Here is a 24,612-nt window from a genome sequence, read left to right as displayed (position 1 = left end):
CTCGCGGAGGTCGGTGGCGACTGCGGTCCGAGCGACGCCGTGGCGGCCGACGGGCGGTTCATAGCACTCACGGCCCGCCAGTCCAGTCTGCAGAGGGAGCTGCGCGGGTACTTCGCGAACCTGATGACAGAGCAGGAGCGCGCCTCGATGATGGTGCAACGCCACGGGGCCGTGCACCGAGAAGTGGTCCGGCGCCTGGGCTCCGACGGGCGTCTCGGCGTGGGCTGGCCGCTCGAGTACGGCGGCCGTGGATTCGGCCCTGTCGAGCAGTACCTCTTCGTCAACGAGGCTACGCGAGCGGATGTCCAGCTGCCCTCTGTGACGCTGCAGACGGTAGGTCCGACCTTGCAGGAGTTCGGCACTGACGAGCAGAAGGCGTTCTTTCTGCCGCGGATCCTCGCGGGCGACGTGCATTTCGCTATCGGATACACCGAGCCGTGCGCGGGCACCGATCTGGCCGCCCTGCGCACCACCGCAGTGCGTGAGGGCGAGGAGTACGTCGTGAACGGGCAGAAGACGTTCACGACCGGCGGGCACGACGCCGACTTCATCTGGCTCGCTGTTCGCACGGACCCGGATGCGCCGCGCCACAAGGGGATCTCGATCCTGATCGTAGATACGAGCGATCCGGGATACAGCTGGACGCCGATCCTCACTTGCGACGGCGCGCACCATGTCGACGCAACGTACTACGAGGACGTGCGGGTGCCTGCCAGCCGGCTCGTCGGGGCGGAGAACGGTGGGTGGGGCCTCATCACCACTCAGCTCAACCATGAGCGCGTCATGCTCGGGCCGTCCGGGCGGATCGGTGGTATCGCCGATCGCGTCCAGACATGGGCCGCGGCGCACGACCTGATGTCCGAGTCGGCGGTCGCTCGCGCGCTCGCGGAGGTGCGTGCCGCGGAGCGCATCAACGAGCTGCTCAACTGGCAGGTGGCCGCCGCGAGCGACACCGATCCACGTGCGGTCGTCGCCGCCGCATCCGCGACCAAGGTCTTCGGGTCGCAGCGCGTTCAAGGGCTCGTCGCACTGCTGGAGGAGGTGGTCGGGCGTTTCGGGGATCCGGCCGAACCCGACACCGCCGCGCTGCTGCGCTGGCTCGACGTGCAGGCCAAACGGAACCTGGTGATCACCTTCGGAGGCGGCGTGAACGAGATCCAGCGTGAACTGATAGCCCGGATGGGCCTCGAACTCCCGCGGGTGCCGCGGTGACCGCCGCGGCCGCACAGGTGGTCCGGGCAGCAGCGGACCGGATCGCCGCGTGGGGTGAGTCGGCGCCGCGCATGGCGCGAGACCCGGTGAACCAGGCCATGATCCACAATTGGGTCGAGGCCATAGGTGACATGAATCCGGTCTACGTGGACCAGGAGATCGCGGTCGCATCGGTGCACGGCGGGCTCGTCGCGCCGCCCGCCATGGCCCAGGTGTGGACCATGCCGGGCCTGCATGGCACGCGCACAGAGGACGACCCGCTCGGGGCGATGATGGCCGCGCTCGACGACGCCGGCTACACCTCCGTCGTCGCCACCGACTCCCAGCAGATCTACCACAGGTACCTCCGCGTCGGCGAGCGTCTCACCGCATCCGCACGGCTAGAGGATGTCAAGGGTCCCAAGCGGACCGGCCTTGGCGAGGGTTGGTTCGTGACGACCAGAACCATGTGGCGGGTCGCCGATGAGGTCGTCGCCGAGATGACCTTCCGCGTGCTCAAATTCGCGCCGCCTGGGCGTGGTTCGGCTCCGCCCCCGGACCGGGGCGCGTCGGGGCGCATCATCGACGCACCCGGTTACGCCGAGGGCGTGCTGCGCCCCGTCGTGTCGCGTGACACCGAATTCTTCTGGGAGGGCACAAAGGTGGGCGAACTGCGGATCCAGAGCTTCGGTGATCCGGGAGCGGCGCCCCTCCTGCGGCACCCACCCGGGACCGTCTCCCCCGACGGCGACCTCGCCAAGGCTCCGGGCTACGTCGTCGCGTCCGGCGCGGGCACCGTGTACTCGTATGTGGTGCATCATCATCCGCCGGTGCCCGGTAAGCGTCTGCCGTTCGTCGTGGCACTCGTCGACCTGCCCGAGGGTGTGCGCGTGCTCGGTGAACTCATCGACGCGGCCCCGGAGTCCGTGCACGTCGGTATGAACGTCCGCGCTGTCTTCCTGCGTATCGACGACGACACGACCCTGCCGGCATGGGAGGTGGCATGACTGCGAACAGACCTCTGGCGCAGTCGAAGACGCTGCGTGTCTCCGAGGTACCGGTCGGCGTCGAGCTCCCGTCGCTGACGATCGAGGCGACTCCGACGTTCATCGTCTCTTCCGCGCTGGCGACGCGCGATTTCCAAGACGTGCATCACGATCGGGACTCGGCGCAGGCGGGCGGCTCGAAGGACATCTTCGTCAACATCCTTACCGATAGCGGTCTGGTACAGCGGTACGTCACCGACTGGGCAGGGCCGGATGCGCTGGTACGCGCCGCATCGATCCGGCTCGGCGTGCCCTGCTACGCCTACGACTCGCTGACATTCCGGGGCTCCGTCACGGAGCACCGCGAGGTCGACGGCGAGGTCCGCGTCGTCGTGTCCGTCGTCGCGCGAGACTCGATCGGGGACCACATCACCGGTGCGGTGACGGTGGTGTTGCCCGAATGAGCGGGCTTTCCGGCCGCGCGGCGATCGCAGGAACAGGTGCCACAGAGTTCTCGAAGGACTCCGGCCGCAGCGAGTTGCGACTCGCGGTGGAGGCCGTCCGCGCGGCACTCGACGACGCCGGGCTGGAACCCGCCGCCGTCGACGGCCTCGTCACGTTCACGATGGACTCCAGCAGCGAGATCGCGGTCGCACGCGAACTGGGCCTGGGATCGCTGAAGTTCTTCAGCCGCATCAATTTCGGTGGCGGCGCGGCGGCGGCAACGGTTCAGCAGGCAGCCATGGCGGTTGCGACCGGGGTGGCAGACGTCGTGGTCGCATACAGAGCGTTCAACGAGCGTTCGGGGCAGCGATTCGGACGCGTGTCCGCCGCGGCGGCACAGCAGGTCAATACCAATGGTGTCGAAAACAGCTTCCACTACCCCATGGGTATCGCGACGCCCGCGGCCACCGTCGCGATGTCCGCGCGTCGATACATGCACGAGTACGGTGCCACCAGCGAGGATTTCGGTCGGATCGCGGTACTGGACAGGGCGCGGGCGGCTACAAATCCCAAAGCGTGGTTCCATGGTCGGCCGATAACGCTCGAGGACCACCAGGCGTCCCGTCCGATAGCCGAGCCGCTCCGCCTGCTCGACTGCTGCCAGGAGTCGGACGGCGGTGTGGCGTTGGTGATCACGTCCGTCGAGCGCGCGCGCGACCTGGCGCAGGCTCCCGCGGTGATCCAGGCGGCGGCCCAGGGCAGCGGGCAGGACCAGTACGTGATGACGAGCTACTACCGCGACGACGTGGCCGGGCTACCGGAGATGCGCGTCGTCGGATCCCAGCTGTGGGCGCAGTCGGGGCTCTCGCCCGCGGACGTGGACGTCGCCGTACTGTACGACCACTTCACCCCGTACGTGCTCATGCAGCTCGAGGAACTCGGATTCTGTCGCAAGGGCGAGGCGCCGGGCTTCGTCGCCGAGGGGCACCTGGAGCTCGGGGGTGATCTCCCCCTGAACCCGCACGGTGGCCAGCTCGGCGAGGCGTACATCCACGGAATGAACGGGATCGCCGAGGCGGTGCGCCAACTGCGTGGCACCGCCGCGAATCAGGTCGGGAGTCCGCACACCGTGCTTGTCACTGCCGGGACGGGGGTGCCGACCAGCGGATTGGTGCTGAGTACATTCGTCTCATGACCGAAGCGACCCAGTCCGAGGGCGGATCGGCCGAGGAGTCCGGCGATCTCGACCGGCGCAGCGACTTCCCGCGCTACCGCCCTGCAACACCCCCCGATTCGTTCGGCCCCTTCGTCGAGTCCATGCGCAGGCTCCAGGACCTGGCCGTCTCCGTGGACGCGCCGGGCGAGATCCTCGACGAAGCGCTCCAGCAGGCGAACGCTCTCATCGGCACGCTGGAGCCGTACGAGGCCCGCGAAGGACGTTCACCGGCCGGCCGCGTCGTGTCGCTGCCCGGACGAGGCAGCCTCCTCATGCCGCCCTGGTCGGTGGAGAAGTTCGACGCGGAGTCGGTTCGCGCGACAGGGGTACTGCGGCGATACCACCTCGGTGGCGGGGGCGTGGCGCACGGGGGCGTGCTTCCGCTGGTCTTCGACGACAACTTCGGCATGATCGTGTATGCGGCGCGCCGGCCGATCAGCCGCACCGCATTCCTGCACGTGGACTACCGCAAGGTGACCCCGCTGAACGAGCCGCTCGTCGTCGAGGGCTCGGTGACGAGTGTCGAAGGCCGGAAGACCTTCGTGTCCTCGAAGCTCACGACCGCAGACGGGACGCTGCTCGCCGAGGCGCACGGCCTGATGGTCCAGTTGCTGCCCGGCCAGCCCTGACCGGCCGCGCGTCTGTCAGGGGCGCCTACTTGGGCAGGGTCGCGTCGATCCCGCGCACATCGGTGATCACCCAGTTCTGCCTGCTGTCGACGGTGACCGAGTAGGTAGCCGTCGAGGGCATGCCCTCGGGTGTCTGCGTCGTCTTGGTGATAACGCTCACGAAGACGTTCACGGCGATGACGCCGTTCTTGTTGGAGGTGGCGACCGCGGTGATAGGTGTGGCCGTAGAGCGCCACTGCACGGGTGAGTAGATCTGCTCCATCTGGGATGCAGCCTGTTGCAGCGTATTCGACAAGGCAGGCGTGGTGCCGGCGACCACGGCCTTCTCCCATACCCCCAGGTTCTGGTAGTCGACGGTGGCGGCGCCGACTGCGTACTTCGTTGCGACGTCCTGCGCGCGCTGGTTCTGATCGGCCGTCGCCTGCTGCGCCGACAGCTGCGCCTTGGCGTCGTTCGCTTCCGAACGGTCCGACAGCCACAGGCCCGCGAACACGATCGCGGCGATCGCGAAGAGCACCGTGAGCGCGCCGAGGACGGCGGTCGTGCGCGAGACCGACAGCGTGATCGTGGACGACTGCTTAGCAGCGCGCTCCTCGCGGATGCGGCGGCGCTCCTGCGCCGCCTCCCCGGGAGACGTGTCGACCTTCGTCGGCGTCTCGATGTCCTGCTCTGCGTCGTCGGTCTCGTCGGCCATGGTCTCCGTGCTGTCGTCTGTAGCGGAGGTCTTCACGGGTCTCCTCAACTCTTCCAAGGCCCGGGCAACCCTTCTGGAACCTAGGGTCGCAGGTTCGTGTCCGGGCGTCGAATGACCGAAACTGTAACACGTTCTACTTCGCGTCCGTGGGCCTGCGGCCGACCCGACACGCTACCCCAGACCACTGTCCGCAGGCTGCGCACCGGGCCCGTCGATGTACTGCTCGCGCAGCCGGCGACTGGTGTCGAGGTGCGCGCGTACGAGAGCCGGGATCGCATCGACGTCGCGCCGCGCGATAGCCGAGTACAGGGCCTCGTGCTCGGCGGTCACGTGCCCGACGTCGTCGTGTTGCCCGAGCAGCCATCGCATGCGGCTGCCCATGGTGTCGAAGAGCTCGGTGAGCAGGCGATTCCCGGCGAGCTCGACGACGACCTCGTGGAAGTCGGCCGCCGCGCGTCGCGCCCCTGGCAGGTCACCCGCGTGCGTGCAGTCCTGCTGGATGGCCAGTGTCTCGGCGAGGTGGTCGAGGCCCTTCCTGTGGTAGCGCTGCGCGGCGAGCCGGAATGCCAATACCTCCAGCGCCGCCCGCACTTCGTACAGATCCGCGACATCCGACTGGGTGAACTCGCGGACCACGGCCCACGTTCGGGGCCGGAGCGTGACGATGCCTTCGGCATCGAGCAGCTTGAGCGCCTCGCGGACGGGGATGCGGCTGACGCCGTACTCGTCGGCGAGATCGCGCTCGACGAGCCGGCTGCCCGGCGAGCGTGAGCCGTCGACGATGCCATCGCGGATCCACGCGGCCACTCGGTACGCATCCGAGGTCGTATCGCCCGTTCCGTTCACGGGTTCATTCAAGCATCCCGCAACTTCAGTGTGGTGCACCGAGCTTGCAGAAGGGTGAGTCAGGCTGTCGCAGCGCGGAATGCCGGACCGTGCTCGCCCGAGCAGTGTCCCTCCGGGGCGCACGCAGCGCGGTCCACCTGCAGTGTCGTGTGCTCGATCGCGTGCTCGTGCCGCAGTATCTGCTCGATCCCGATGCGTACGACGTGCGGGTCGGTTGCATCGCTCACCAGGACGTGCGCCGAAAGCGCTGACTGTCCGGACGTGATCTGCCAGATGTGCAGGTCGTGCAGCTCCAGGACGCCGTCGACCGTGGCCAAGCGGGTGCCGACGGTGACAGGATCGACGCCGGGCGGCGCGGCCTCGAGGAAGATCCTGCCGGAGTCTCTGACGAGCCCCCAGCCCGCCTTCACCATCAAGGCCGCCACCACGAGTGCGGCGATCGCATCCGCGCGCGACCATCCGGTGGCCCACACGACGGCGCCGGCGACCGCGGTCGCGATGAACGCGAAGAGGTCGTTGAGCACGTGCTGGTAGGCGCCTTCTACATTCAGACTGGTCCGGTCGGCTCGGCGCAGGCACCACGTTGCGGCGAGATTGACGATGATGCCGACGAGTGCCGTCGCAAGAACGAGGGGCCCGGCCACGTCGGGTGGCGTGATCAAGCGCCGCACGCCCTCGTATAGGAACCACGCCGCGAGCAGCAGCAGCGTCAGCCCGTTGGCTTGAGCGGACAGGATCTCCGCACGCTTGAGGCCGTACGTGAAGCCGCCGCGTGCTGGCCTGGCGGCGAGGCGGAGCGCCACCAGCGCCAGCGCGATGGCCGCGGCATCCGTCAGCATGTGACCCGCGTCGGAGATCAGGGCGAGCGATTGCGCGACGATGCCGACGACGACCTCGGCGGCCATGAACGCGATGAGGAGGACGAGCGCCGCGGACAGCCAGCGGCGATCCGCGTCTGCCGAGATCGTGTGGTCGTGGCTGTGGTGACCGGAGCGGTGCCTGTGGCCGCCCTCGTGCTCGCTCATCCGCTCTCCTCGTTTGTGGGCAGGAACGCCTCCGACCATACATAAGCGAATGCGCATATATCAATACTCATGACGGGTGCCGGCCGGGACATGCCCCGGTCGACCGGTAGCGTGCGCGCCATGGAGTACACCGCAGACTCTCTGGACCGCATCGAGGGCGTGCTCGTGGCGACAGCGGCGGGCGATGCGCTCGGGGCGGGCTACGAGTTCACCGTGCCCGGCGCGGGCGTCGATATCCGGATGCGGGGCGGCGGGCCGTTCGGATTCGCCCCCGGCGAGTGGACCGACGACACCGCGATGACGGTCGCCGTGGCTCAGGGCGCGGTCGCCGGAGACCTGCGCGGCGACGGGCTCGACGCGGCCGCTGCCGGGTTCCAGCGCTGGTACGCGGGCGCGCCCAAGGACATCGGCAACCAGACCCGGGTGGTTCTCACGCGCGCTGCCTCGGACGCGGCATCGATGACGGCCGCCGCTGCCGACCTGCACGCCCGCACAGGCCGCACCGGCGGGAATGGGTCGCTCATGCGCACCGCACCCGTCGCCCTCCGGTATCTGGACGATCCGGACGCGTGCGTCGACGCCGCCAGGCGCGTCTCAGACCTCACCCATGCCGATCCCCACGCGGGACAGGCGTGCGCGTTGTGGTCCTACTCGATCCGGCACGCCGTCGTGACCGGGACCTTCGACGGGCCGCGCCTCTACCTCGAGGCGGCGGACGCGGTGGAACGCGATTTCTGGTCGCCGTTGCTCGATGCCGCCGAGGCCGGCCCGCCTACGGAGTTCGCGCAGAACGGGTGGGTCGTGCACGCGCTGCAGACCGCGTGGTGGGCGATCAGCACCACCGACGCGTCCGGGCCGCATCACCTCGTGGCTGCACTCGAGACGGCGGTGCGTGCGGGCAACGACACCGATACGACCGCTGCTATCGCCGGTGGCCTCCTCGGCGCGCGTTGGGGCCGGGCAGCCGTCCCCGGGCACTGGCAGGAGAAGCTGCACGGCTGGCCCCGCATGCGCGTCGACGAACTGGCCTCCCTCGCGCGGGAGGTCGCGGCAGCCGGAGGCGCCTAGCCGGCGGGTTCAGCGGACCGAGCCCGCGATGCGCGTCACCGTCGCACCCGCGACCCACACCGTGCCGTCCCCGTCGCGCGTGACATGCACCCGTCCGCTCCGGCCGATCGCCGTACCCTGGGCCGCGGTGTACGGCTCCTGAAGTACGCCGGCGCCGAGCAGCCACTGGGCGAGCCCCGCATTGAGGCTGCCGGTCACGGGATCCTCGTTCACCCCGGCACCCGGGCAGAACGCGCGGACCTCGACGTCGGCCGGACCGCCCGTGGGTTCTGCACCGTCGGGATGCCGTCCGACCACGCCGACGAACAGATCGCCCATCGCGACGAAGTCGGGGCGTAGGCCGAGGACCATTCCCGCGTCCCGCAGCATCAGGCCCAGCCACGGCGGCCCGTTGTCCACCCACGACGAGGCGAGTACATCGTCGGCGGTCAGCCCGAGCACATAGGTGGCGCGGGCGAGCACGTCCGCGTCCACCGGGCCAGACCGGCGCAGTGGTGGCGCAGCGAACGCGAGGCCCGCGCCGGTTTCGCGCAGCGTGACCAACCCGACCCCGCACTCCTGTACGACCGCCTCCCCCTGCGGAGAGTTGCCCGCCTCGAGCCACGCATGGCACGAACCGAGCGTGGGGTGGCCTGCGAACGGTAGCTCGCCGCCGGGAGTGAAGATGCGCAGCCGATAGTCGGCGGCCGGTGTCGAGGGCGGCAGCAGGAACGTCGTCTCCGACAGGTTCGTCCAGCGCGCGAAGCGCGCCATATCGTCGTCGGACCAGTCGGAGGCGTCGTGCACCACCGCCACCGGGTTGCCGCCGAACGGCTCGGTGGAGAACACATCGACCTGACTGAACGATCCGGCGGACATGGCGGACACCCTACTGGCGCTGCACTATCGGGCGACGGCCCCGGCCCTGCCCCAGGTGTCCTCGAGCATCCGCGGTCTGCAGGCATGGAAGGCGCCGACCAGCATGACGACGGTGGTGCCGACGAGGAACCCGAACGGCACCGACCATCCGCCCGTGGCGGAGTGCAGGATGCCGAACAGCAGCGGTCCGGCGCAGGCCGCGGTGTAGCCGACCCCCTGCGCGAAGCCCGACAGCGCCGCCGAGCCCGCGCCGGTCCGGGTGCGCTGGTTGATGAGGGTCAGCGCCATCGGGAACGTCGTCGGGCCCAAGCCGATCAGGGTGATCCACAGCCAGGTAGCCGTCATGGGCGCCCACAGGAGTCCGGCGAACCCGATCAGGAGCACCGCGGCGCATGCGAGCGCCACGGGGAACGGGTTGCGGATGCGCGTCGCGGCGGCGGGCGCCACGAACGTCGCGACGAATCCGACACCCGAGAACAGTGCCACCATGTTCCCGCCCAGCGAGGCGCTACCACCGGCCGACGCCAGGACCGCGGGGATCCAGGTGAACATCGAATAGGTCATCAGCGAGGTCATGCCGAACATGGCCGCCATCCCCCACGCGACCGGCGACCGCCACACGGTTCCGGTCGACTCCCCGGCTGCCTCGCCCGTGTGGTCGTGTACGTCGTGCCCGCGGCGGGCGAGGACGACGCCGACCCACGGCAGCAGCGCGGCGATCGGGATGATCGCCCACACCGCGAGCGACATGCGCCAGCCGTAGGCGTCGGCCAGCGGGACCGCGGTGAGCGGCGGGATCGTCGTGCCGAGCTGGACGCACAGCAGGTAGGCCGTGCTCATGGCTGCGACTCCGTCGGCGAAGTAGCGCTTGACCAGCGGCGGGAGGACGACGTTGCCGATACCCATGCCCAGCAGCGCGACACAGGACAGCGCCAGGAGGCCTGCCGTACCCGACGTGACCGACCGGAGGGCTATGCCGATCGCGGTGAACGCGACGGCGGCGAGAGTGACTCGCTCGAGCCCGAAGCGTGCCGTGAACCACGGTGTGGCCAGGCCGGCGACGGCGAACATAGCCGTCGGGAGCATGCCGAACACTCCCATGACGGCCGAGCCGAACCCGAGATCCGCACCGATAGCGGTGAGCAGCGGGGTCAGGGCGGTGACAGCGGTGCGGAGCGATAGCGCGAACACCAGGATCGCCAGTGCGACCAGGATGCGGCCGTAGCGGGTCGAGCGGCTGCCGAGGCCCCGCCGTCGGTCCAGTATCGCGGTCATGGGCGTGCCAACCTCCGTGTCGGGATCTTCATTCCCTCGAATCATAGGATGAATGGATGTGTGTGCCCAACAGTCTCGGCTTGATTGTGACGAGGCACGCGGTAGCCTCGACCACCGTGCAACCCGTGCGACGCCAGACCCTGATCGGGCAGGTCACGGATCAGCTGCGCCGCGAGATCGTGACGGGGACCTGGCCGGTCGGCTCTCGGATACCCACCGAGCCCGAACTGTGCGAGATCACCGGCACGGCACGCAACACGGTCCGAGAAGCCGTTCAGGCGCTCGTACATGCAGGGATGCTGGAACGCCGCCAGGGCTCCGGCACGTATGTCTTGTCGGCCTCGGACCACTACCTGGGCGAGTACTTCGCGGCGGCGGCCGAGTCCGATCTGCTCGAGCTACGAGAGTCGCTCGAGGTGACCGCTGCGGGCCTCGCCGCACAGCGTCGTACCGATCAGGACGTGGCCGACCTCCAGCGACTGCTCGCCGAACGGGACCGCTTCTGGGAGGTCGACGAGGTACCCGCCGCGGACGTCGATGCGGTGGTCGAGGCGGACGTCGCGGTGCACCGTGCCGTCGTCGCCGCGAGTCATAACGCGATCTATCTGGAGTTCTACGACCACTTGCTCCCGCTGGTCACAGAGAGCATCCGCAATCGGCCCGTCGGACTCGAGGGCTCCTTCGCGGCGGAGCACGGCGCGGTCGTGCAGGCCGTCGTCGACGGCGACGCGCCTGCCGCACGCAAGGCGACCAGGGCGCTGCTGGGGATGGTCCGCGAGCTTCGCCGCTGAAGGCCCGCGGCCGGATTCGCCGGCTGTCGTCGGTTCGGAGGACGGGGTCGGCGATTCGGCCCCGAGGAACCGCACGCGGGCCTACTCTTCCTGGGCGCTCGTACTCGGCGCAGGGATCCCTCAGGAGGCTTGGTGATGGCTGGACGCGTGTGTGCCGTGAGTAGATCGGCCACGATCGCGGTGGGCGCAGGCGGTCTCGCGACCGCCCTGGTGTTCGCGGGGAGTGCGCAGAACACCTCGTTCGTGCCGCTGCGGACCGTCGCCGCCGCGCAGTGGTACGAGCTGCAGCCCGGGACGACCGGAAGCACCGTGATCCTGGTGGGCGGCGCGAGCGACCCGACCGGCGGCCAGCAGGCGGGGCGCGTGCTGCGTCCCACCGCGGACCGCGTCCTGGTCGTGTACCAGCCTGGTGTCGTGGGGATCGGTGGCGGCGGGCTCCCCGCGATCGGTTCCGACGGCACCGGGATCACCGACAGCACGTATGCGGACACCGTCGACGTCGGCGCCGCCAACACGGTGGCCGCGATAGGGGCCGCAGGCGACCAGCCCGTCTACGTCTACACCCTGTCGCAGGGCGCCGACGAGGCCGCGGTCGCGGCGAGGCGATACGAATCGGATCCGACGTCGAGTATCCCGGTCGCACTCGTGATCGACGGCAGCCCGAGCTTCCCCGAGACCGGCGTCTGGCAGAACATCGTCACGGGGATTCCCGGCCTCCCCGCGTACGGCCCCGCCGATACCACCGACCTCACCCATACCCAGACGACGTCGATCTGTGTCGTCGGCGACCCGGCGTGCGGGATGGGCAACATCCTCGTCGACCCGGTCGGCGCGGCGGTGTACGCCGTGCCGGGCTTTCTGATGCACGGCTCCTGGTACAACTCCGAGAACCTGGCCGAATACCAGGGCGCCATGCCCGCGACCCCGGACCCGTCCGATTCAGACGCGCTCGTCCCGATCACGCCGGGTGCGGCGACGCCGGCGTCGGACGGCGTGCCCGTCGGGGCACCGACGCAGGAGACCCGACCCGACGGCACCGTCGTCACCGTCCAGCAGTACTCGGACGGGTCCACGACGCGTACCTGGCGAGACGGCTCGACCACCTACATCGCGATAGACACGGGCCAGAACCCCTGGGGTCTCATAGCGCGGTCGGCCGGGATCCCCGTTCCGCGCCAGTTCGACCAGGCGATGAGCTCGGTCGTGCCCGTGCCTCAGCCAGGTGAAGCGGATTACGCCGGCACACCGTGGGGCGCACAGGTGAAGATGCCGACCGTGCACGACGTGCAGCGGACCCTGCTCCCGGGCAGCATCGCCCCGCAACCTGGCGGCTCGCAGGAGGGCGTCTCGCCGTCGGGAGGAACGCGGTCGGCGGGCTCCGCAGCGCAAGCGGCCCGACAGGCCTCGCAGACCTCGCAGACCTCGGAGTCGTCGGCTACGGGCGGCGCGAAAGAAGCGAAAGACGCGGAGCCGGCCGGCCGCGAGGTGGCGTCCGGGGGCACGTCCGGCGGTGACGCCGCGGAGCCGGACGGCGACGCCGGCGCGCATCGCGCGACTCGGCCGGGCCTCACCGCGGTGCAGCACATCATCGACCGGGTCACCGGAGGCACTCGCGGCAGTGCGGAGCGGACTAGCTCCGGCGACGATGCAGGCGAAGGTGTCTCGCATGCCGGCTCCGGCGGGTCCACCGGAACCGGGTCGGGTGGTGCGACCGGAACCGGGTCGGGCCATACCTCGGATGGGAGCTCCGGTGGCGGCGGTGACAGCGGAGGAACCGGTGCCGGAGGCCGCGGATCGACGCACGGCGGCGCCGGCGCATCCTGAACCCTGGTAGCCGTAACCGCTCATCCCGCGCAAAGCGGACCGCGCTGTGATCGAATCCCGGTATGCACCGAATCACGCGCGTACCGCTGTGTTCTCCCCTGCTCTGCACCGTCGCCGTCGGCCTGATGCTTGCCGCCGCACCGCCCGCCGCGGCGAACGCGGCGTCGGCCCTACCGGCGGCTCTCGCCCGCGCGGGCGCCTCGACTCCGGTGATCGTGGGCGGCTACGGCGACTCGGACGGCTCCAAATTCGCCGAGGCGGTGGGCGCCGGCCCGGGTGCCGTGCGGGTCACCTATCCCGCCGGCGGGCCCGGGCAGATCGGCACGGGCACGTACGAACAGGCGGCGGAGATCGGTGGCCCGAACACCCTTGCCGCGATCAAGGGCGCGCAGGGCCCGGTCACGGTCTACGCGTACTCGCAGGGCACCGAGGCCGCGGCGGTAGCAGCACGGCTGTACGAGGCGGACCCGACCAACGGGCAGCTGACCCTGGTCGAGTACGGAGCACCGTCGTATCCCCAGACCGGGGCCCGCTGGAACATGCCCGTAGGCCTGCCGTCGTTTCCGTCCTACGGTCCGATCGTGACGAAGGATCTCCAGAACACGAGCACCACCGACGTCTGCGTCGCGGGTGACTCCGTGTGCAGCATGGGCAACATCCTGTCGAACCCGATCGCGACGGTTTTCTACTCGACCCCGGGGACGTACCTGCACTACAACTGGTACACCGCCGACAACATCGCGCCGTATGCGGCGGTCGATCCCACGCTCCTCCCGTCGTCGCATCCGACCGATGTGACGCCGGTAGGCGACCCGACCACCGAGACCCGCCCGGACGGCACCGTCGTCACAGTCCAGCAGTACAGCGACGGCAGCTCCACCCGCACCTGGGTCGACGGCTCGACGACCTACCTCGCGGTCGACACCGGCCAGAACCCGTGGGGCCAGATGCTCAGGAGCTACGGATTCGACGTGCCGTTGAGCTTCGACAAGGCGCTCAGCGCCGCCGTGCCGGTACCTCAGCCGGGCGAGCCCACATACTCGACCGGCCTGGGCGGCACGGTCGAGAACCCCACGGTCGTGGGCATCCAGGAGCAGGTAGCGCCCGGAAGTATCGGGAAGCAGCCGGGCGGCGCCGCGAGCAGTGGGGCCGCGGGGGCCGACGCGACCGGTAGCGGCTCCGACACGAATGCGCTAGCGGCCTCTGCTGCCACGCAGTCGGGCGCGGCTACGCCTGCGACGACCGAGCGGGCGCCGTCCGCGACGCGGACGACCGGAGGCACGCTGAGCACGGTCGTCGGCGATGTGATCGCCGCTGCGACGGGATCCGGCCGAGACGCATCGGAGCAGTCGGGCGAGAGCAAGGGCGCGTCGGGCGCGGGCGGATCGTCTTCGACCGGCGGTCGGTCCAGCGAGGGAAGCGGCTCGGGATCGAACCGGACCGGGTCCGCGCAGGGCTCGGCGGGCTCGTCGGGGAAGACGGAGGCCGGCGACAAGGACGCGGGCAGCGGTGCGTCGGGTAGCGGCGCGTCGACGAGCAAGGACGCGGCAGGCAGCGCAGCCGGCGGCACGGATTCAGGCAGCGGCGACTCCGCGAGCGGGGGCGGGGGCGACGCAGGTGGTGCGACCGGCGGCGGCGCAGGGCCGGACGCGTCGTAGCCGTCCGTGGTGCCCCGTCTGAGGAGTCCTACACTGCGCTCATGACCGCGACCCACGAGTCGGAACCGCACCATCCCGGCGTCGGCGACCGGCTGAACTGGTTGCGTGCCGGCGTGCTGGGCGCTAACGACGGCCTGATCTCGACGGCCGGCCTCGTGATCGGCGTCGCCGCGGCGTCCGTGAGCCGGCAGGCGGTGCTCACAGCGGGCATCGCCGGCCTGGTCGCGGGCGCGGTGTCGATGGCGCTGGGTGAATACGTGTCCGTGAGTACGCAGCGAGACACGGAGAAGGCACTCATCGCCAAGGAGTCGGACGAGTTGGCCACGCAGCCGCGCGAGGAGTTCGACGAATTGGTCCAGCTGTACCGGGACCGGGGCCTGAGCGAGGAGACCGCTCGGCGGGTCGCCGAGGAGCTGACGGCCGCCGATCCGCTGCGCGCGCACCTCGAGGTGGAGCTGGGGATCGACCGTGACGAGCTCGCGAGCCCGTGGCAGGCGGCCCTGTCGTCGGCAGCGTCGTTCGGCATCGGGGCCTCGATTCCGATACTCGCGGCATTGATCGCGTGGAACCGCATCCTCTGGGTGGTCCTCGCAGTCGCGGTGGGACTACTCGCCACGGGGTTCGCTTCGGCGACACTCGGCGATGCGGACCGGCGCCGAGCGATGGTGCGTGTGCTCGGCGGAGGACTGCTCGCGATGGCCGTGACGTACCTCGTGGGTAGGCTGCTCGGCACCACGGGGCTGGCCTGAGGCGGCCTCGACGAGTCAGGGAGGTCGCCATGACGGTGCGCAGGTTCGGGGCCGTGTCCCCGCAGCTGGACGAGACGGCGTGGGTCGCCGAGGAGGCGACCGTCATCGGAGACGCGCATCTCGGCGCCGGGGTGGGCGTCTACTACAACGCGGTGATCCGCGCCGACTCGGCGCGGATCGAGATCGGCGAGGCCAGCAACATCCAGGACGGCGTCGTCGTGCACGCCGACCCGGGCGTGCCGTGCACGATCGGGGCGCGCGTCAGTGTCGGGCACAACGCGGTCCTGCACGGATGCACCGTCGGCGACGACGTCCTGGTCGGTATGGGGGCCACGGTGCTGAACGGCGCGGTGATCGGTGCCGAGAGCCTGATCGCGGCCAACGCTCTGATCACGGAGGGGACGGTGATCCCACCGCGGTCCATGGTCGTAGGCGTGCCGGCGAAGGTCCGGCGAGAGCTGACCGACGACGAGGTGGCACGCGTGAAGCTCAATTCGAGCGTCTACGTCGAACTGACCAAGGCGCACGCCACGCTCACGGACCGTCACCCTGAGTGAAAGGACTTCGATGGATCTCTATCACCGCGGCGAGTGTGCGATGTACACTAGCCTGCAAAAGCGCTATTGAATAGCTCTCAGTAACCAGCCCTGCGAGAGCAGCAGACCCCGAAGCAAGGAGGCTCCGTGGCCAACCCCGACGCGACCTACCAGGATGTACTGATCGTCGGCGCCGGCCTCGCCGGCATCGACACCGCATATCGCGTGTCCAGTACGCAACCCGAGTTGAGCTACACGATCCTCGACCGTCGCGATGAGATGGGCGGGACCTGGGACCTGTTCAAGTACCCCGGCATCCGGTCCGACTCGGACATCTTCACCCTCAGCTACCCGTTCCTTCCCTGGGACGGCAGCAAGACGCTCGCATCGGGTCCGGAGATCAAGGCCTACATCGAGAAGGCCGCATCCAAGTTCGGCATCGACCGTCACATCTCATTCGGCACCAAGGTCCTGTCCGCCGATTTCGACACTGCGACGGACCTCTGGACCGTGCGTGCCGAACGTGGCGGTGAGGAGCTCACCTACACGACGCGCTTCCTGATCGGCTGTACCGGTTACTACAACTACGACCAGGGGTACGAGCCCGAGTTCCCGGGAATCGGGGACTACCAGGGCACGGTCGTGCACCCGCAGTTCTGGCCCGAGGATCTCGACTACGCCGGCAAGAAGGTCGTCGTCATCGGCTCCGGTGCGACGGCCATCACCCTTGTGCCGGCGATGGCCGACGAGGTCGAGCACATCACGATGCTGCAGCGCTCCCCCACCTACGTCTCCTCGCTTCCGAGCGAGTACCCCCTCACCAAGACCTTGCAGACCGTGCTGCCGGACGGTATCGCGCACAACCTGATCCGTTACCGGAACTCGGTCGTGTTGATCGGGTCGTACCTGTTGTGCCGTCAGTTCCCGGAGCTCTCGCGCAAGGTGCTGCGGGCGAGCGCGAAGGCGCAGTTGCCGAAGGGCTACGAGGTCGACGTGCACTTCAAGCCGCGGTACAAGCCGTGGGACCAGCGCCTCTGCGTTGTCCCCAACGGTGATCTGTTCAAGACGCTGCGTACCGGTAAGGCCGAGATCGTCACCGACACCATCGATCACTTCACCGAGAAGGGGATCGCCTTGACCTCGGGGCGTGAGCTCGAGGCGGACATCGTGATCACGGCGACCGGCCTGGCGCTCCAGGCGTTCGGCGGGATCCAGCTGAGCATCGACGGCGAGTCGACGGCACCGCACGATCACTTCGCATACCGAGGCCACATGCTGTCGGGCATTCCGAACTTCGCGTTCATCATCGGCTACACCAACGCGTCGTGGACACTGCGCGCGGATATCTCGGCCCGTGCGATCGCGCGTCTGCTCGGACATATGAAGGAGCACGGCTACACCAATGCCGTGCCCACCACTGGAGGCGCCGAACTCGAGGAGCTCCCCGCGCTCGACCTCGAGTCGGGCTACGTGAAGCGCTCGCCCAACGCGATGCCCAAGGCCGCTCCCCAGTCGCCGTGGCGCATCCGCAACAACTACTACCTCGACGCCCTGGAGTACCAGCGTTCGAAGGTCGACGACTCGATCGAGTTCAGCACGCTCTCGGCCTCAGCCGCCGACGAGCAGGACGACGCGGTGGCGACCGCTTAGGCGCACACCTCGACCGGGCCTCTTCACTACGCGTAGGGCCCCGCTCCTCGAAGGAGCGGGGCCCTACGCGTTCGGGTCTCGGGTTCAGCTGCCGGGGACGTACGTGCCGCCCGATGTGCCGCGCACGACGATCGGTGTGCCGGACGGGAAGTTGTCGTAGATGAACTTGCCGTTGGACGTGCTGACGTTGATGCAGCCGTGGCTCACGTTGCTGTAGCCCTGCTGTGCCACCGACCACGGTGCCGCGTGGACGAAGATGCCGCTCCACGACATCCGGGTGGCCCAATCGACCGGGGTCTCATATCCCTCGGCCGAGTTCACGGGCACACCGTACGTGGCCGACGACATCACCATGTGGCTGTACTTCTCCATGGTGTAGTACGTGCCGTTGGGGGTCGGGTGCTTCGCGCTGCCCATCGAGATGGGCATCTTCCGCACTACCTCGCCGTTGTGCCAGACGGTCATCTGGTGGCTCGCGTCGTCCGCGAGGGCGACCCAACCGGTCTTGGTCGCAACCGGGGGTGTCGTGTCCTGGGCAGCGGCGGCCGGTTTGGCTGCCGCCACGCCGGTCGCGAGGCTGAAGGCCAACGCGGTCGCGGTGACAGCGGCGCCCATGCGGGCCGTGCCGCGCCGTCCGGCGATCATGGCGGTCATCTGTACTCCTCATAGAAACGTTGTGCAGTCGTTGCGTTCCCGGAGAATTCCAGAATGCACACGACCTCTCGCGCCTGACGAGTGCGCTCACCACATGATGCCACGTATTAAGAAATCTCAGAAATCGAAAGAGTGGTTGCGTTTTCTGAAAACATGCCACCCACCTGCTGTTTTTGCGATCAATTGGTGAATGTAAGAGAAGAAATTGATCTCGAGAGTAAAAACACCGACAACTCTAGAAACTCTAGTCACTCTAGTCACACCGATTCTGAGGAGCGTGTGAGCAAGGCGCCCGCAGAATTCACGATCGTGTGCACTGCGAAAGCCGGCCACAGCCGCCCAGTGCGCACAGTGAGCCACCACAACCCCAGCCCCGCGGCAGCGGTGGCGGCGACCGTCGCCGCGGGCGACGAATCCGCGGCGCGGGCCGCACCGACATGCCACAGCCCGAACACCGCCGCGGACGAGAGCGCCCCGGCGCGCGGGCCGAGGGCGGCACACGCCGCAGGCGCCAGCGCGCCGCGGAACAACGTCTCCTCCGCAAGTGCCGTCCCGAACGGAATCTCCACGAGCACCCAACGCGCCCGCGCCGCCGATCCCGTATGCGGTTCGCGCGTCACCGGCTGGACCCGCGCCAGGCCCCAGGCGCCGGCCGCGGCTCCGGCGGCGAGGGCGATCACCGTCGTCACGCGCCCCGCCGGCCGGTGCGCCCGTACGCGCACCGCCGCTGCCGTGCCGACACCGAATGCGCCCGTGGCCATGGCGCGGCCGACAGAGCCGCGCCGCAGCCGCGGCAGGACCGCGTTGTTCCACGCCACCGCCGCGCCCGCCCCTGCGGCGAACGCGGCGAGAGCCCCGGAACGATTCACTGCATCGAGACCCAGGTGCCGATGGAGACCGCGAGCTCCGGAGACAGTGCACGCTGGCCGCCGCCGGGCGGCACAGCCGCCAGATCGGCATCGACGCCCGAGAGCTGCACGTAGTTGGGGTGCGTCCCGCCCATCGTGTCGACCAGGCCCTGTACGTCGCCGCAGTGCACAGTCGGATCCGAGTCGGAGCAGGTGATGAGGTTGTGGCTGTTCCGCGGCAGGCCGAGCGACAGCTGGACCGCGGGCGGGACGCCGGTCACCGTCGGGGGTGCGAGCTGCGGCTCGAGCAGCGCCGTTCCCTTCACGGCGGGGTTGCCTGCTCCCGCGAGCCCCGCAGCGATCGGCGCACCGTCGCCCTGCCCGACCGCGAGCAGCCGGCCCCTGCTCACCCCGGGGCGCCCGGCCAGGTCGTTCGCGGCGGCAGTCGCCTGCGCGAGTCGGTCGGCGTACGCGACGGGTGCGGGCGGCCCGCCGACACGGAGTGTGGGGACGCCGTCGTGCGCGAGGACGACCGCGACACCGCGCGACGCGCCGCCACTCGGGTCGGACCCCGTCGGGCCGATGAGCACGGCGGCGGCGCGTGGCACCGAAGTGTCGCCGGGGTGTAGCCACACCCCCGCATCCGTGCCCGACGGTGCCTTCACCGTCACCGGGGTCTCCTGCCAACCCGCCGGCAACGCGGTCGGTGCCGGCGGCAGTGGGGCCGGCGACGGGATCCTGGGCGATTGGCCCGCCGCGCACGAGCTCAGCGCGACGCCGGCGGCGACGGCGGCGACGGCGAGCAGCAGGCGGGTGGGACGGAGCGGCGAGACGGGCACGGCGACCACAGTAGTGAACGGGCGGTCGGCGACGGCAGGGTGCTCCAGGGGGGCTCAGCGGATGCGTTCGGCCGATCGCGCAGTGTCCACCAGGCGGGCGCACAGGAGCTCGAGCTCCCCCGGCGACGCGCCCTCGGCTACCGCCGTCTGCACGTCCTCCGCGGCGCAGCGCACCTCGAACATCCGCTCCGAGAGCGATTCGGCCTCTTGAGCCGACAGCACGACGGAGTCCGCGGGCAGCGGTGTCCCGGCGAGGGCTGCGCGGCTCTCGTAGGCTCGCTGCCTGCACGACCGCTTGCAGTACTTCCGGGTGCGGCCCGGCCCCTCGGACACGACCTCGCGGCCACACCACGCGCAGACGGCGGTGCGGCGCCGGGCGGTGGTCGTGGGCATGCGACGAGGGTAACCGGTATTGTTGTGAAGGTTTGCGCGGGAACACCGCGCGTCGTATCGCTGTTGTAGAGCGTGCCCGGGAACGTCGGCCCGGGGAGAGGTTGGGACATACATGGCAGATCGAGTGTTGCGAGGCAGCCGTCTGGGCGCCGTGAGTTACGAGACGGACCGGGACCACGACCTGGCCCCACGCCGAATCGCCAGGTACCGCACCGACAACGGCGAGGAGTTCGACGTCCCCTTCGCCGACGACGCGGAGATTCCGGGTACCTGGCTGTGCAAGAACGGACTGGAGGGCACCCTGATCGACGGTGTCGTCCAGGAGGAGAAGAAGACCAAGCCGCCGCGCACGCACTGGGACATGCTGCTGGAGCGGCGCAGCGAGGGCGAGCTGGAGGAGTTGCTCAAGGAGCGCCTCGACCTCCTGCGCGCCCGTCGCGGCAAGTAACGACAACGACAGAAGGACCTCACCTCGTTCGCGAGGCGGGGTCCTTCTGTCGTTCAGCGCGGCCTGCTGCTCAGTGTTTGCGGGAGTCCAGGTAGTGGCGCAGCTTTCGGCGGCGTCCCTCGAAGCCCCAGCGGGGCACGTTGAGCGCCGCCTCCTTGACGATGGATCCGCTCATCTTGGACTCGCCGATGACCCGTTCGACGAAGGTGATCGGCACCTCCTCGACCCGGAAGCCGAGTTGCAGCGCCCGCCACGCGAGATCGATCTGGAAGCAGTAGCCGGCCGACGCAACCGTCTCGAGCGAGAGGGCGGCGAGCACCTCGCGACGGAACGCGCGGTAGCCACCCGTGATATCGCGGATACGGACTCCGAGCGCGAGCTGGCTGTACACGTTGCCGCCGCGCGAGATGAGCTGACGCTTGAGGGGCCAGTTCACTGTGTTGCCGCCCGGAACATAGCGCGAGCCGAGTACCAGGTCGGCACCGTCGTCGATCGCACGCAGGAGCCGGTCGAGCTGCTCTGGCGCGTGCGAGCCGTCGGCGTCCATCTCGACGATCACGGTGTAGTCGCGAGCGAGCGCCCACCGGAAGCCGGCGATGTACGCGCCGCCGAGCCCGTTCTTCTCCGTGCGGTGCAGAACGTGGATCCGCTCGTCCGCCGCGGCCATCTCATCGGCCTTCTCGCCCGTGCCGTCGGGGCTGTTGTCGTCGACTACGAGCACGTCCGCCCCGGGCTGCGCGCGGTGGAGACGTCCGACGATGAGCGGCAGATTCTCCAGCTCGTCATACGTCGGGATGATCACCAGCGTCTTCGATGACGGCGGCAGGTCGGTGGGGCTCATCACTCTTCCTCGGCTGTGTCGGCGGGTGTCGCGGCGGGGTGTCCTTCTCTCCGCGCCGATCTCCTATCGTGCCCTACGGCGACCGCGAACCCCCACAGGGCCACGATGAGCGCGGCGGCGTCGGGAGCCCATGCCAGCCGCGATGCGGGCGTTCGCGTCGAGCGCAGCGGAGCCTGCGTGACGAGGTAGGCGGGTGTCCACATGGCGGTCTGCCGGGCGACGCCCCCGTCGGGCGTGATCACGGCCGACACCCCGGTGGTGGCCGCGACGACCACCTCGCGATCCAGCTCGACGGCGCGGACCCGGGACATGCCGAGTTGTTGGTACGTCATGTTCGTATGGCCGAAGGTCGCGTTGTTCGTCGGCACGGTGAGCACCTGCGCTCCCGCACGCACCGAGGTCTGGAAGGCTCGGTCGAATGCGACCTCGTAGCAGGTGGCGACCCCGATGGGCAGGCCAGGCCGCGGGCCGCTGCCCGGGTGCACGACGCCGTCGCCCGACCCCTTATGGAAGTTGTTGGCGATGTCGACGTAGTGGCTGAACACGCGGAAGAAGGAACGCATGGGCATCGTCTCGCCGAACGGCTGGAGGATCGCCTTGTCGTGCCGCTCCCCCGCACCGCGCCCATCCCACATGATCATCGAGTTGTAGTAGACGCCCGCACCTGTCCCGAAGTGGACCGTGCCGACCAGTATCGGCGCCCCGACGGCCAACGATGCCGCGGAGATCCGGGCGGCCGCGTCGGGATCCTGCTCGGGAGCGATGTCCGACGAGTTCTCGGGCCAGATCACGACGTCGGGCCGCGCGACGCGGCCGGCCCGGATGTCGGCCGCGAGGCGTTGAGTCTCGGCGAGGTGGTTGTTCAGGACGGCTTCACGCTGCGTGCTGAAGTCCAGGTTGAGGCGGGGGACGTTGCCCTGGATCGCGGCGATGGTGGCCGTCGGCTCGCCGCCGTGCGGGGCGTGCACGAGCGGCCACACGGCCGCTGCGCAGAGCACGGGCACGACGGCGGCCGCGGCTGGGCCGGCGAGGCCGCGCGCACGGCGGGTCGGGCGGAGGCCCCGCACCTGCGGGATCCGCAGCACCAGGGCGGCGAGACCGGCGCCGGTCAGGGCCACCGCGAAGGAGACGCCCGATGCTCCGAGAATGTGGGCAAGGGCGAGGAAAGGTCCATCCGGCTGACTGAAAGCCATTCTTCCCCAGGGGAATCCGCCGAACGGGAACGAAGATCGCGCCCACTCGCATGCCGTCCACGTCGCGGCGACGAAGACCGGTCCGCCGCGGATCCGCCCGACACGCACGGCAACCGCGCCGAACAACCCGTAATACACGGCGAGCGCGACGCTGAGCGCGAGCCACGGCAGCGCGCCGACCATCTCGTCGATCCAGGTCAGCAACGGGACGAACATGCCGAGGCCCGTCAGGAATGCGTACCCGAATCCGGAGCGCGCGCGGGTCGGCCGGTGCGTGAGCAGTCCGATCAGGAGCGCCATACCCAGGGGGGCGGCCCACCACAGGTGCCCGGGCGGGAACGACCAGAACAGCAGCAGTCCGGCGACGATCGCGGCGCCCGCGCGGACGGCCGCTGCTGCCGCTCCGACTCCCGTCGGGCGCCTCATCCGGCCTCGTACACCGTGGTGCCGGCGACTACGGTGCGCAGGCAGCGAGGCAGCGGGGCGCCGTCGGACAGGTCCGGCAGCGGCGCCACGCCCGCCCTCGGGTCGGTGGACCACCGCTGCACCGCGTCGGAGGGCGCCCGAACGACGAGATCTCCGACCTCCCATACGGCGAACGATGCGGGGGCGCCCGGAACGAGAGTGCCCGCCACACCGTCGCGGACGCCGCCGGCACGCCATGCTCCGCGGGTCACCGCGGCGAAGGCGGCGCGCGGCGACACCGCACTGCCGCGTGTGTGGTGCGTGGTCGCAGCGCGCACCACAGCCCAGCCCCCGAGCGGCGTGACCGGCGAGTCGGACGAGAACGCGAGCGGTACCGCGTTTCGCGCCAGCAGTGCGAAGTCGTTGAGCGTCGCGGCGCGCTGCGCCCCGAGACGCGTCGCGTACATCCCGTGCTCGCCGCCCCACAGCTCGTCGAACCCCGGCTGCATGCTGGCCTGGACCCCCCACGCCCCGAGACTCTCGGCCTGCTCGGGCGTGACCATCTCCGCGTGCTCGATGCGATGGCCGCACGCCGCCACCCGGGGCACCCCGAAGCGCTCGACCGCGGCTGCCAGCGCGGTCACGACGCGCGCGACGGCGGCGTCGCCGATCGCGTGGAACCCGGCCTGGATCCGAGCCTCGGTACATGCCAGGACGTGGGCTGTCACCGCATCCTGGTCGAGGTGAGCGGTGCCGCATGTGTCGGCGTCCGCGTACGGCGCGTGCAGCAGCGCGGTGTGGGATCCGAACGAGCCGTCCACGAACAGATCTCCCGCAAGCCCGTCGGCCCCCGTCCGATCGAGCAGATCTGCAGCGTCCGCTGCGCTCCGGACCGCCTCGCCCCAGTACCGGCGGATGTGCACGGGGTGACCCAGCTCCGCCAGTAGCGCGAAATCGCGGGCGCCGGCGATCTCGGGCCCCGAACACTCGTGCACGGCGACGATGCCGTCGGCAGCCGCGGCATCCAGGGCGGCACGCTGCGCCTCGGTGATCTGCGCGTCGGAGAGCGCGTCCTGCGCGGCGACACGGACGGCGTCGTGCGCCGCCCCGGTGAGCGGCAGTTCCGGGTGGTAGCCGTCGAGGGTCGCAAGGCGGGGCACGGTGGCGCGCAGCGCGGACGAGGCCTGCGCCGAGTGCTCGTCGATCCGCGCGGCGTAGACGTGCCGGCCGGGGGCCGCGTTCTCGAGGTCCGCAACGGTCGGCACGGCGCCGCCCCAGCGCTCGGGGTCCCAGCCGCGGGCGACCACCACGCCGTCCGTCGCGGCGGCGTGCGTGCGAAGCGCCTCGAGCGAGGCGGCTTTGGAGGGGGCGCCGAGCGTCGAGCCCTGCAGGTGCAGGCCTGTCGCGGACAGGTGCACGTGCGCATCCACGAAGCCGGGTGCGACGAATGCGCCGCGCAAGTCGGTGACGCGCGCGCCCGGATGCAGCGCGCGGCCCGCAGCGTCCTCACCCACCCACGTGACGACGCCGTGCGCCCCCCCGCCGGGGGGG

At 69.9% G+C, this 24,612-nt stretch carries 25 protein-coding genes; 13 read left to right on the top strand and 12 right to left on the bottom strand.

What is annotated here, in order from left to right:
- The first annotated feature begins 39 nt into the window (after window positions 1-39).
- The 5 genes from P0W64_RS22545 (at window position 40) to P0W64_RS14075 (ending at window position 4,466) form a co-directional block, all read left to right on the top strand.
- On the top strand, window positions 40-1,212 hold the full coding sequence (locus P0W64_RS22545; RefSeq protein WP_343232862.1) for an acyl-CoA dehydrogenase family protein: 1,173 nt from the start codon (window positions 40-42) through the stop codon (window positions 1,210-1,212).
- A 71-nt stretch (window positions 1,213-1,283) separates the two neighbouring features.
- Window positions 1,284-2,198, top strand: a complete 915-nt coding sequence (locus P0W64_RS14090; RefSeq protein WP_275480838.1) for an OB-fold domain-containing protein — start codon at window positions 1,284-1,286, stop codon at window positions 2,196-2,198.
- Entirely contained in the window at window positions 2,195-2,641 is a 447-nt protein-coding gene (locus tag P0W64_RS14085; RefSeq protein WP_275480769.1) for a MaoC family dehydratase, read from the top strand. Before P0W64_RS14090 ends, P0W64_RS14085 begins: the two co-directional genes overlap by 4 nt.
- Window positions 2,638-3,816, top strand: a complete 1,179-nt coding sequence (locus P0W64_RS14080) for a lipid-transfer protein (RefSeq protein WP_275480767.1) — start codon at window positions 2,638-2,640, stop codon at window positions 3,814-3,816. The genes P0W64_RS14085 and P0W64_RS14080 overlap by 4 nt, the downstream gene beginning before the upstream one ends.
- Complete coding sequence (locus P0W64_RS14075; protein WP_275480765.1) at window positions 3,813-4,466, top strand: hotdog domain-containing protein; 654 nt, start codon at window positions 3,813-3,815, stop codon at window positions 4,464-4,466. Before P0W64_RS14080 ends, P0W64_RS14075 begins: the two co-directional genes overlap by 4 nt.
- Before the next feature lie 25 nt (window positions 4,467-4,491).
- Here the strand turns inward: P0W64_RS14075 and P0W64_RS14070 are convergent, their stop codons facing one another.
- The 3 genes from P0W64_RS14070 to P0W64_RS14060 form a co-directional block, all read right to left on the bottom strand.
- Window positions 4,492-5,196 carry a hypothetical protein gene (locus P0W64_RS14070; protein WP_275480764.1) on the bottom strand — a complete coding sequence of 235 codons (705 nt, stop codon included), beginning with the start codon at window positions 5,194-5,196 and terminating at the stop codon, window positions 4,492-4,494.
- Between the two features lie 135 nt (window positions 5,197-5,331).
- Window positions 5,332-6,006, bottom strand: a complete 675-nt coding sequence (locus P0W64_RS14065) for a GntR family transcriptional regulator (RefSeq protein WP_275480763.1) — start codon at window positions 6,004-6,006, stop codon at window positions 5,332-5,334.
- 59 nt (window positions 6,007-6,065) lie between these two features.
- Complete coding sequence (locus P0W64_RS14060; protein WP_275480761.1) at window positions 6,066-7,031, bottom strand: cation diffusion facilitator family transporter; 966 nt, start codon at window positions 7,029-7,031, stop codon at window positions 6,066-6,068.
- 120 nt (window positions 7,032-7,151) lie between these two features.
- Here P0W64_RS14060 and P0W64_RS14055 point away from each other — a divergent pair, with 120 nt between their 5' ends.
- Window positions 7,152-8,099, top strand: coding sequence for an ADP-ribosylglycohydrolase family protein (locus P0W64_RS14055; protein ID WP_275480760.1), 948 nt, complete (start codon window positions 7,152-7,154; stop codon window positions 8,097-8,099).
- A gap of 9 nt (window positions 8,100-8,108) precedes the next feature.
- Here the strand turns inward: P0W64_RS14055 and P0W64_RS14050 are convergent, their stop codons facing one another.
- Together P0W64_RS14050 and P0W64_RS14045 are read right to left on the bottom strand one after the other, a co-directional pair.
- On the bottom strand, window positions 8,109-8,957 hold the full coding sequence (locus P0W64_RS14050) for a PhzF family phenazine biosynthesis protein (protein WP_275480758.1): 849 nt from the start codon (window positions 8,955-8,957) through the stop codon (window positions 8,109-8,111).
- A gap of 24 nt (window positions 8,958-8,981) precedes the next feature.
- On the bottom strand, window positions 8,982-10,232 hold the full coding sequence (locus tag P0W64_RS14045) for an MFS transporter (protein WP_275480757.1): 1,251 nt from the start codon (window positions 10,230-10,232) through the stop codon (window positions 8,982-8,984).
- A gap of 116 nt (window positions 10,233-10,348) precedes the next feature.
- Here P0W64_RS14045 and P0W64_RS14040 point away from each other — a divergent pair, with 116 nt between their 5' ends.
- From P0W64_RS14040 to P0W64_RS14015, 6 genes are all read left to right on the top strand, one after another.
- Window positions 10,349-11,023, top strand: coding sequence for an FCD domain-containing protein (locus tag P0W64_RS14040; protein ID WP_275480756.1), 675 nt, complete (start codon window positions 10,349-10,351; stop codon window positions 11,021-11,023).
- Between the two features lie 156 nt (window positions 11,024-11,179).
- On the top strand, window positions 11,180-12,847 hold the full coding sequence (locus tag P0W64_RS14035; protein ID WP_275480755.1) for a PE-PPE domain-containing protein: 1,668 nt from the start codon (window positions 11,180-11,182) through the stop codon (window positions 12,845-12,847).
- 62 nt (window positions 12,848-12,909) lie between these two features.
- The gene (locus tag P0W64_RS14030; RefSeq protein ID WP_275480754.1) at window positions 12,910-14,505 is read left to right on the top strand and encodes a hypothetical protein; all 1,596 of its coding nucleotides are present in this window, start codon (window positions 12,910-12,912) and stop codon (window positions 14,503-14,505) included.
- Window positions 14,506-14,546: 41 nt separating this feature from the next.
- The gene (locus tag P0W64_RS14025) at window positions 14,547-15,254 is read left to right on the top strand and encodes a VIT family protein (protein WP_275480753.1); all 708 of its coding nucleotides are present in this window, start codon (window positions 14,547-14,549) and stop codon (window positions 15,252-15,254) included.
- Window positions 15,255-15,283: 29 nt separating this feature from the next.
- On the top strand, window positions 15,284-15,811 hold the full coding sequence (locus tag P0W64_RS14020) for a gamma carbonic anhydrase family protein (RefSeq protein ID WP_275480752.1): 528 nt from the start codon (window positions 15,284-15,286) through the stop codon (window positions 15,809-15,811).
- Between the two features lie 126 nt (window positions 15,812-15,937).
- A complete protein-coding gene (locus P0W64_RS14015; RefSeq protein WP_275480751.1) occupies window positions 15,938-17,440 on the top strand; it encodes an NAD(P)/FAD-dependent oxidoreductase in 1,503 nt (500 codons plus the stop codon).
- Between the two features lie 84 nt (window positions 17,441-17,524).
- Here P0W64_RS14015 and P0W64_RS14010 read toward each other — a convergent pair whose 3' ends face one another.
- From P0W64_RS14010 to P0W64_RS13995, 4 genes are all read right to left on the bottom strand, one after another.
- Complete coding sequence (locus P0W64_RS14010; protein WP_275480750.1) at window positions 17,525-18,094, bottom strand: L,D-transpeptidase; 570 nt, start codon at window positions 18,092-18,094, stop codon at window positions 17,525-17,527.
- Window positions 18,095-18,351: 257 nt separating this feature from the next.
- Window positions 18,352-18,963, bottom strand: a complete 612-nt coding sequence (locus P0W64_RS14005; RefSeq protein WP_275480749.1) for a CPBP family intramembrane glutamic endopeptidase — start codon at window positions 18,961-18,963, stop codon at window positions 18,352-18,354.
- Window positions 18,960-19,781, bottom strand: coding sequence for a hypothetical protein (locus P0W64_RS14000; RefSeq protein ID WP_275480748.1), 822 nt, complete (start codon window positions 19,779-19,781; stop codon window positions 18,960-18,962). Before P0W64_RS14000 ends, P0W64_RS14005 begins: the two co-directional genes overlap by 4 nt.
- Before the next feature lie 54 nt (window positions 19,782-19,835).
- Window positions 19,836-20,174: a hypothetical protein gene (locus P0W64_RS13995; RefSeq protein ID WP_275480746.1), complete on the bottom strand. Its 339-nt coding sequence runs from the start codon at window positions 20,172-20,174 to the stop codon at window positions 19,836-19,838.
- A gap of 112 nt (window positions 20,175-20,286) precedes the next feature.
- Between P0W64_RS13995 and P0W64_RS13990 the strand changes: the two genes are divergently transcribed.
- Window positions 20,287-20,622 (top strand): RNA polymerase-binding protein RbpA, encoded by a 336-nt coding sequence (locus tag P0W64_RS13990; protein ID WP_275480745.1) that lies wholly within the window; start codon window positions 20,287-20,289, stop codon window positions 20,620-20,622.
- Between the two features lie 70 nt (window positions 20,623-20,692).
- Here P0W64_RS13990 and P0W64_RS13985 read toward each other — a convergent pair whose 3' ends face one another.
- From P0W64_RS13985 to P0W64_RS13975, 3 genes are all read right to left on the bottom strand, one after another.
- A complete protein-coding gene (locus P0W64_RS13985; RefSeq protein WP_275480744.1) occupies window positions 20,693-21,463 on the bottom strand; it encodes a polyprenol monophosphomannose synthase in 771 nt (256 codons plus the stop codon).
- Window positions 21,463-23,082, bottom strand: a complete 1,620-nt coding sequence (gene lnt / locus P0W64_RS13980) for an apolipoprotein N-acyltransferase (protein WP_275480743.1) — start codon at window positions 23,080-23,082, stop codon at window positions 21,463-21,465. Before lnt ends, P0W64_RS13985 begins: the two co-directional genes overlap by 1 nt.
- On the bottom strand, window positions 23,079-24,612 hold a 1,534-nt coding region (locus P0W64_RS13975; RefSeq protein WP_275480742.1), incomplete at its 5' end, for an amidohydrolase family protein. The genes P0W64_RS13975 and lnt, both read right to left, overlap by 4 nt.

It is taken from the genome of Tsukamurella sp. 8F (genome assembly GCF_029167375.1).
In the GTDB taxonomy this organism is placed as follows: domain Bacteria; phylum Actinomycetota; class Actinomycetes; order Mycobacteriales; family Mycobacteriaceae; genus Tsukamurella.
The sequence above is the reverse complement of the archived record's forward strand: the minus strand, read 5'-3'. Positions and strand labels throughout refer to the sequence as shown.

Bases quoted from the DNA above. Each gene is read 5' to 3' on its own strand.
- P0W64_RS14085 (WP_275480769.1), top strand. From the start codon at position 2,195: ATGACTGCGAACAGACCTCTGGCGCAGTCGAAGACGCTGCGTGTCTCC.
- P0W64_RS13985 (WP_275480744.1), bottom strand. From the start codon at position 21,463: ATGAGCCCCACCGACCTGCCGCCGTCATCGAAGACGCTGGTGATCATC.
- P0W64_RS14060 (WP_275480761.1), bottom strand. From the start codon at position 7,031: ATGAGCGAGCACGAGGGCGGCCACAGGCACCGCTCCGGTCACCACAGC.
- P0W64_RS13995 (WP_275480746.1), bottom strand. From the start codon at position 20,174: ATGCCCACGACCACCGCCCGGCGCCGCACCGCCGTCTGCGCGTGGTGT.
- P0W64_RS14080 (WP_275480767.1), top strand. From the start codon at position 2,638: ATGAGCGGGCTTTCCGGCCGCGCGGCGATCGCAGGAACAGGTGCCACA.
- P0W64_RS14025 (WP_275480753.1), top strand. From the start codon at position 14,547: ATGACCGCGACCCACGAGTCGGAACCGCACCATCCCGGCGTCGGCGAC.
- P0W64_RS14075 (WP_275480765.1), top strand. From the start codon at position 3,813: ATGACCGAAGCGACCCAGTCCGAGGGCGGATCGGCCGAGGAGTCCGGC.
- P0W64_RS13990 (WP_275480745.1), top strand. From the start codon at position 20,287: ATGGCAGATCGAGTGTTGCGAGGCAGCCGTCTGGGCGCCGTGAGTTAC.
- P0W64_RS14010 (WP_275480750.1), bottom strand. From the start codon at position 18,094: ATGACCGCCATGATCGCCGGACGGCGCGGCACGGCCCGCATGGGCGCC.
- P0W64_RS14020 (WP_275480752.1), top strand. From the start codon at position 15,284: ATGACGGTGCGCAGGTTCGGGGCCGTGTCCCCGCAGCTGGACGAGACG.
- P0W64_RS14030 (WP_275480754.1), top strand. From the start codon at position 12,910: ATGCACCGAATCACGCGCGTACCGCTGTGTTCTCCCCTGCTCTGCACC.
- P0W64_RS14090 (WP_275480838.1), top strand. From the start codon at position 1,284: ATGGCGCGAGACCCGGTGAACCAGGCCATGATCCACAATTGGGTCGAG.
- lnt (WP_275480743.1), bottom strand. From the start codon at position 23,082: ATGAGGCGCCCGACGGGAGTCGGAGCGGCAGCAGCGGCCGTCCGCGCG.
- P0W64_RS14050 (WP_275480758.1), bottom strand. From the start codon at position 8,957: ATGTCCGCCGGATCGTTCAGTCAGGTCGATGTGTTCTCCACCGAGCCG.
- P0W64_RS14055 (WP_275480760.1), top strand. From the start codon at position 7,152: ATGGAGTACACCGCAGACTCTCTGGACCGCATCGAGGGCGTGCTCGTG.
- P0W64_RS14045 (WP_275480757.1), bottom strand. From the start codon at position 10,232: ATGACCGCGATACTGGACCGACGGCGGGGCCTCGGCAGCCGCTCGACC.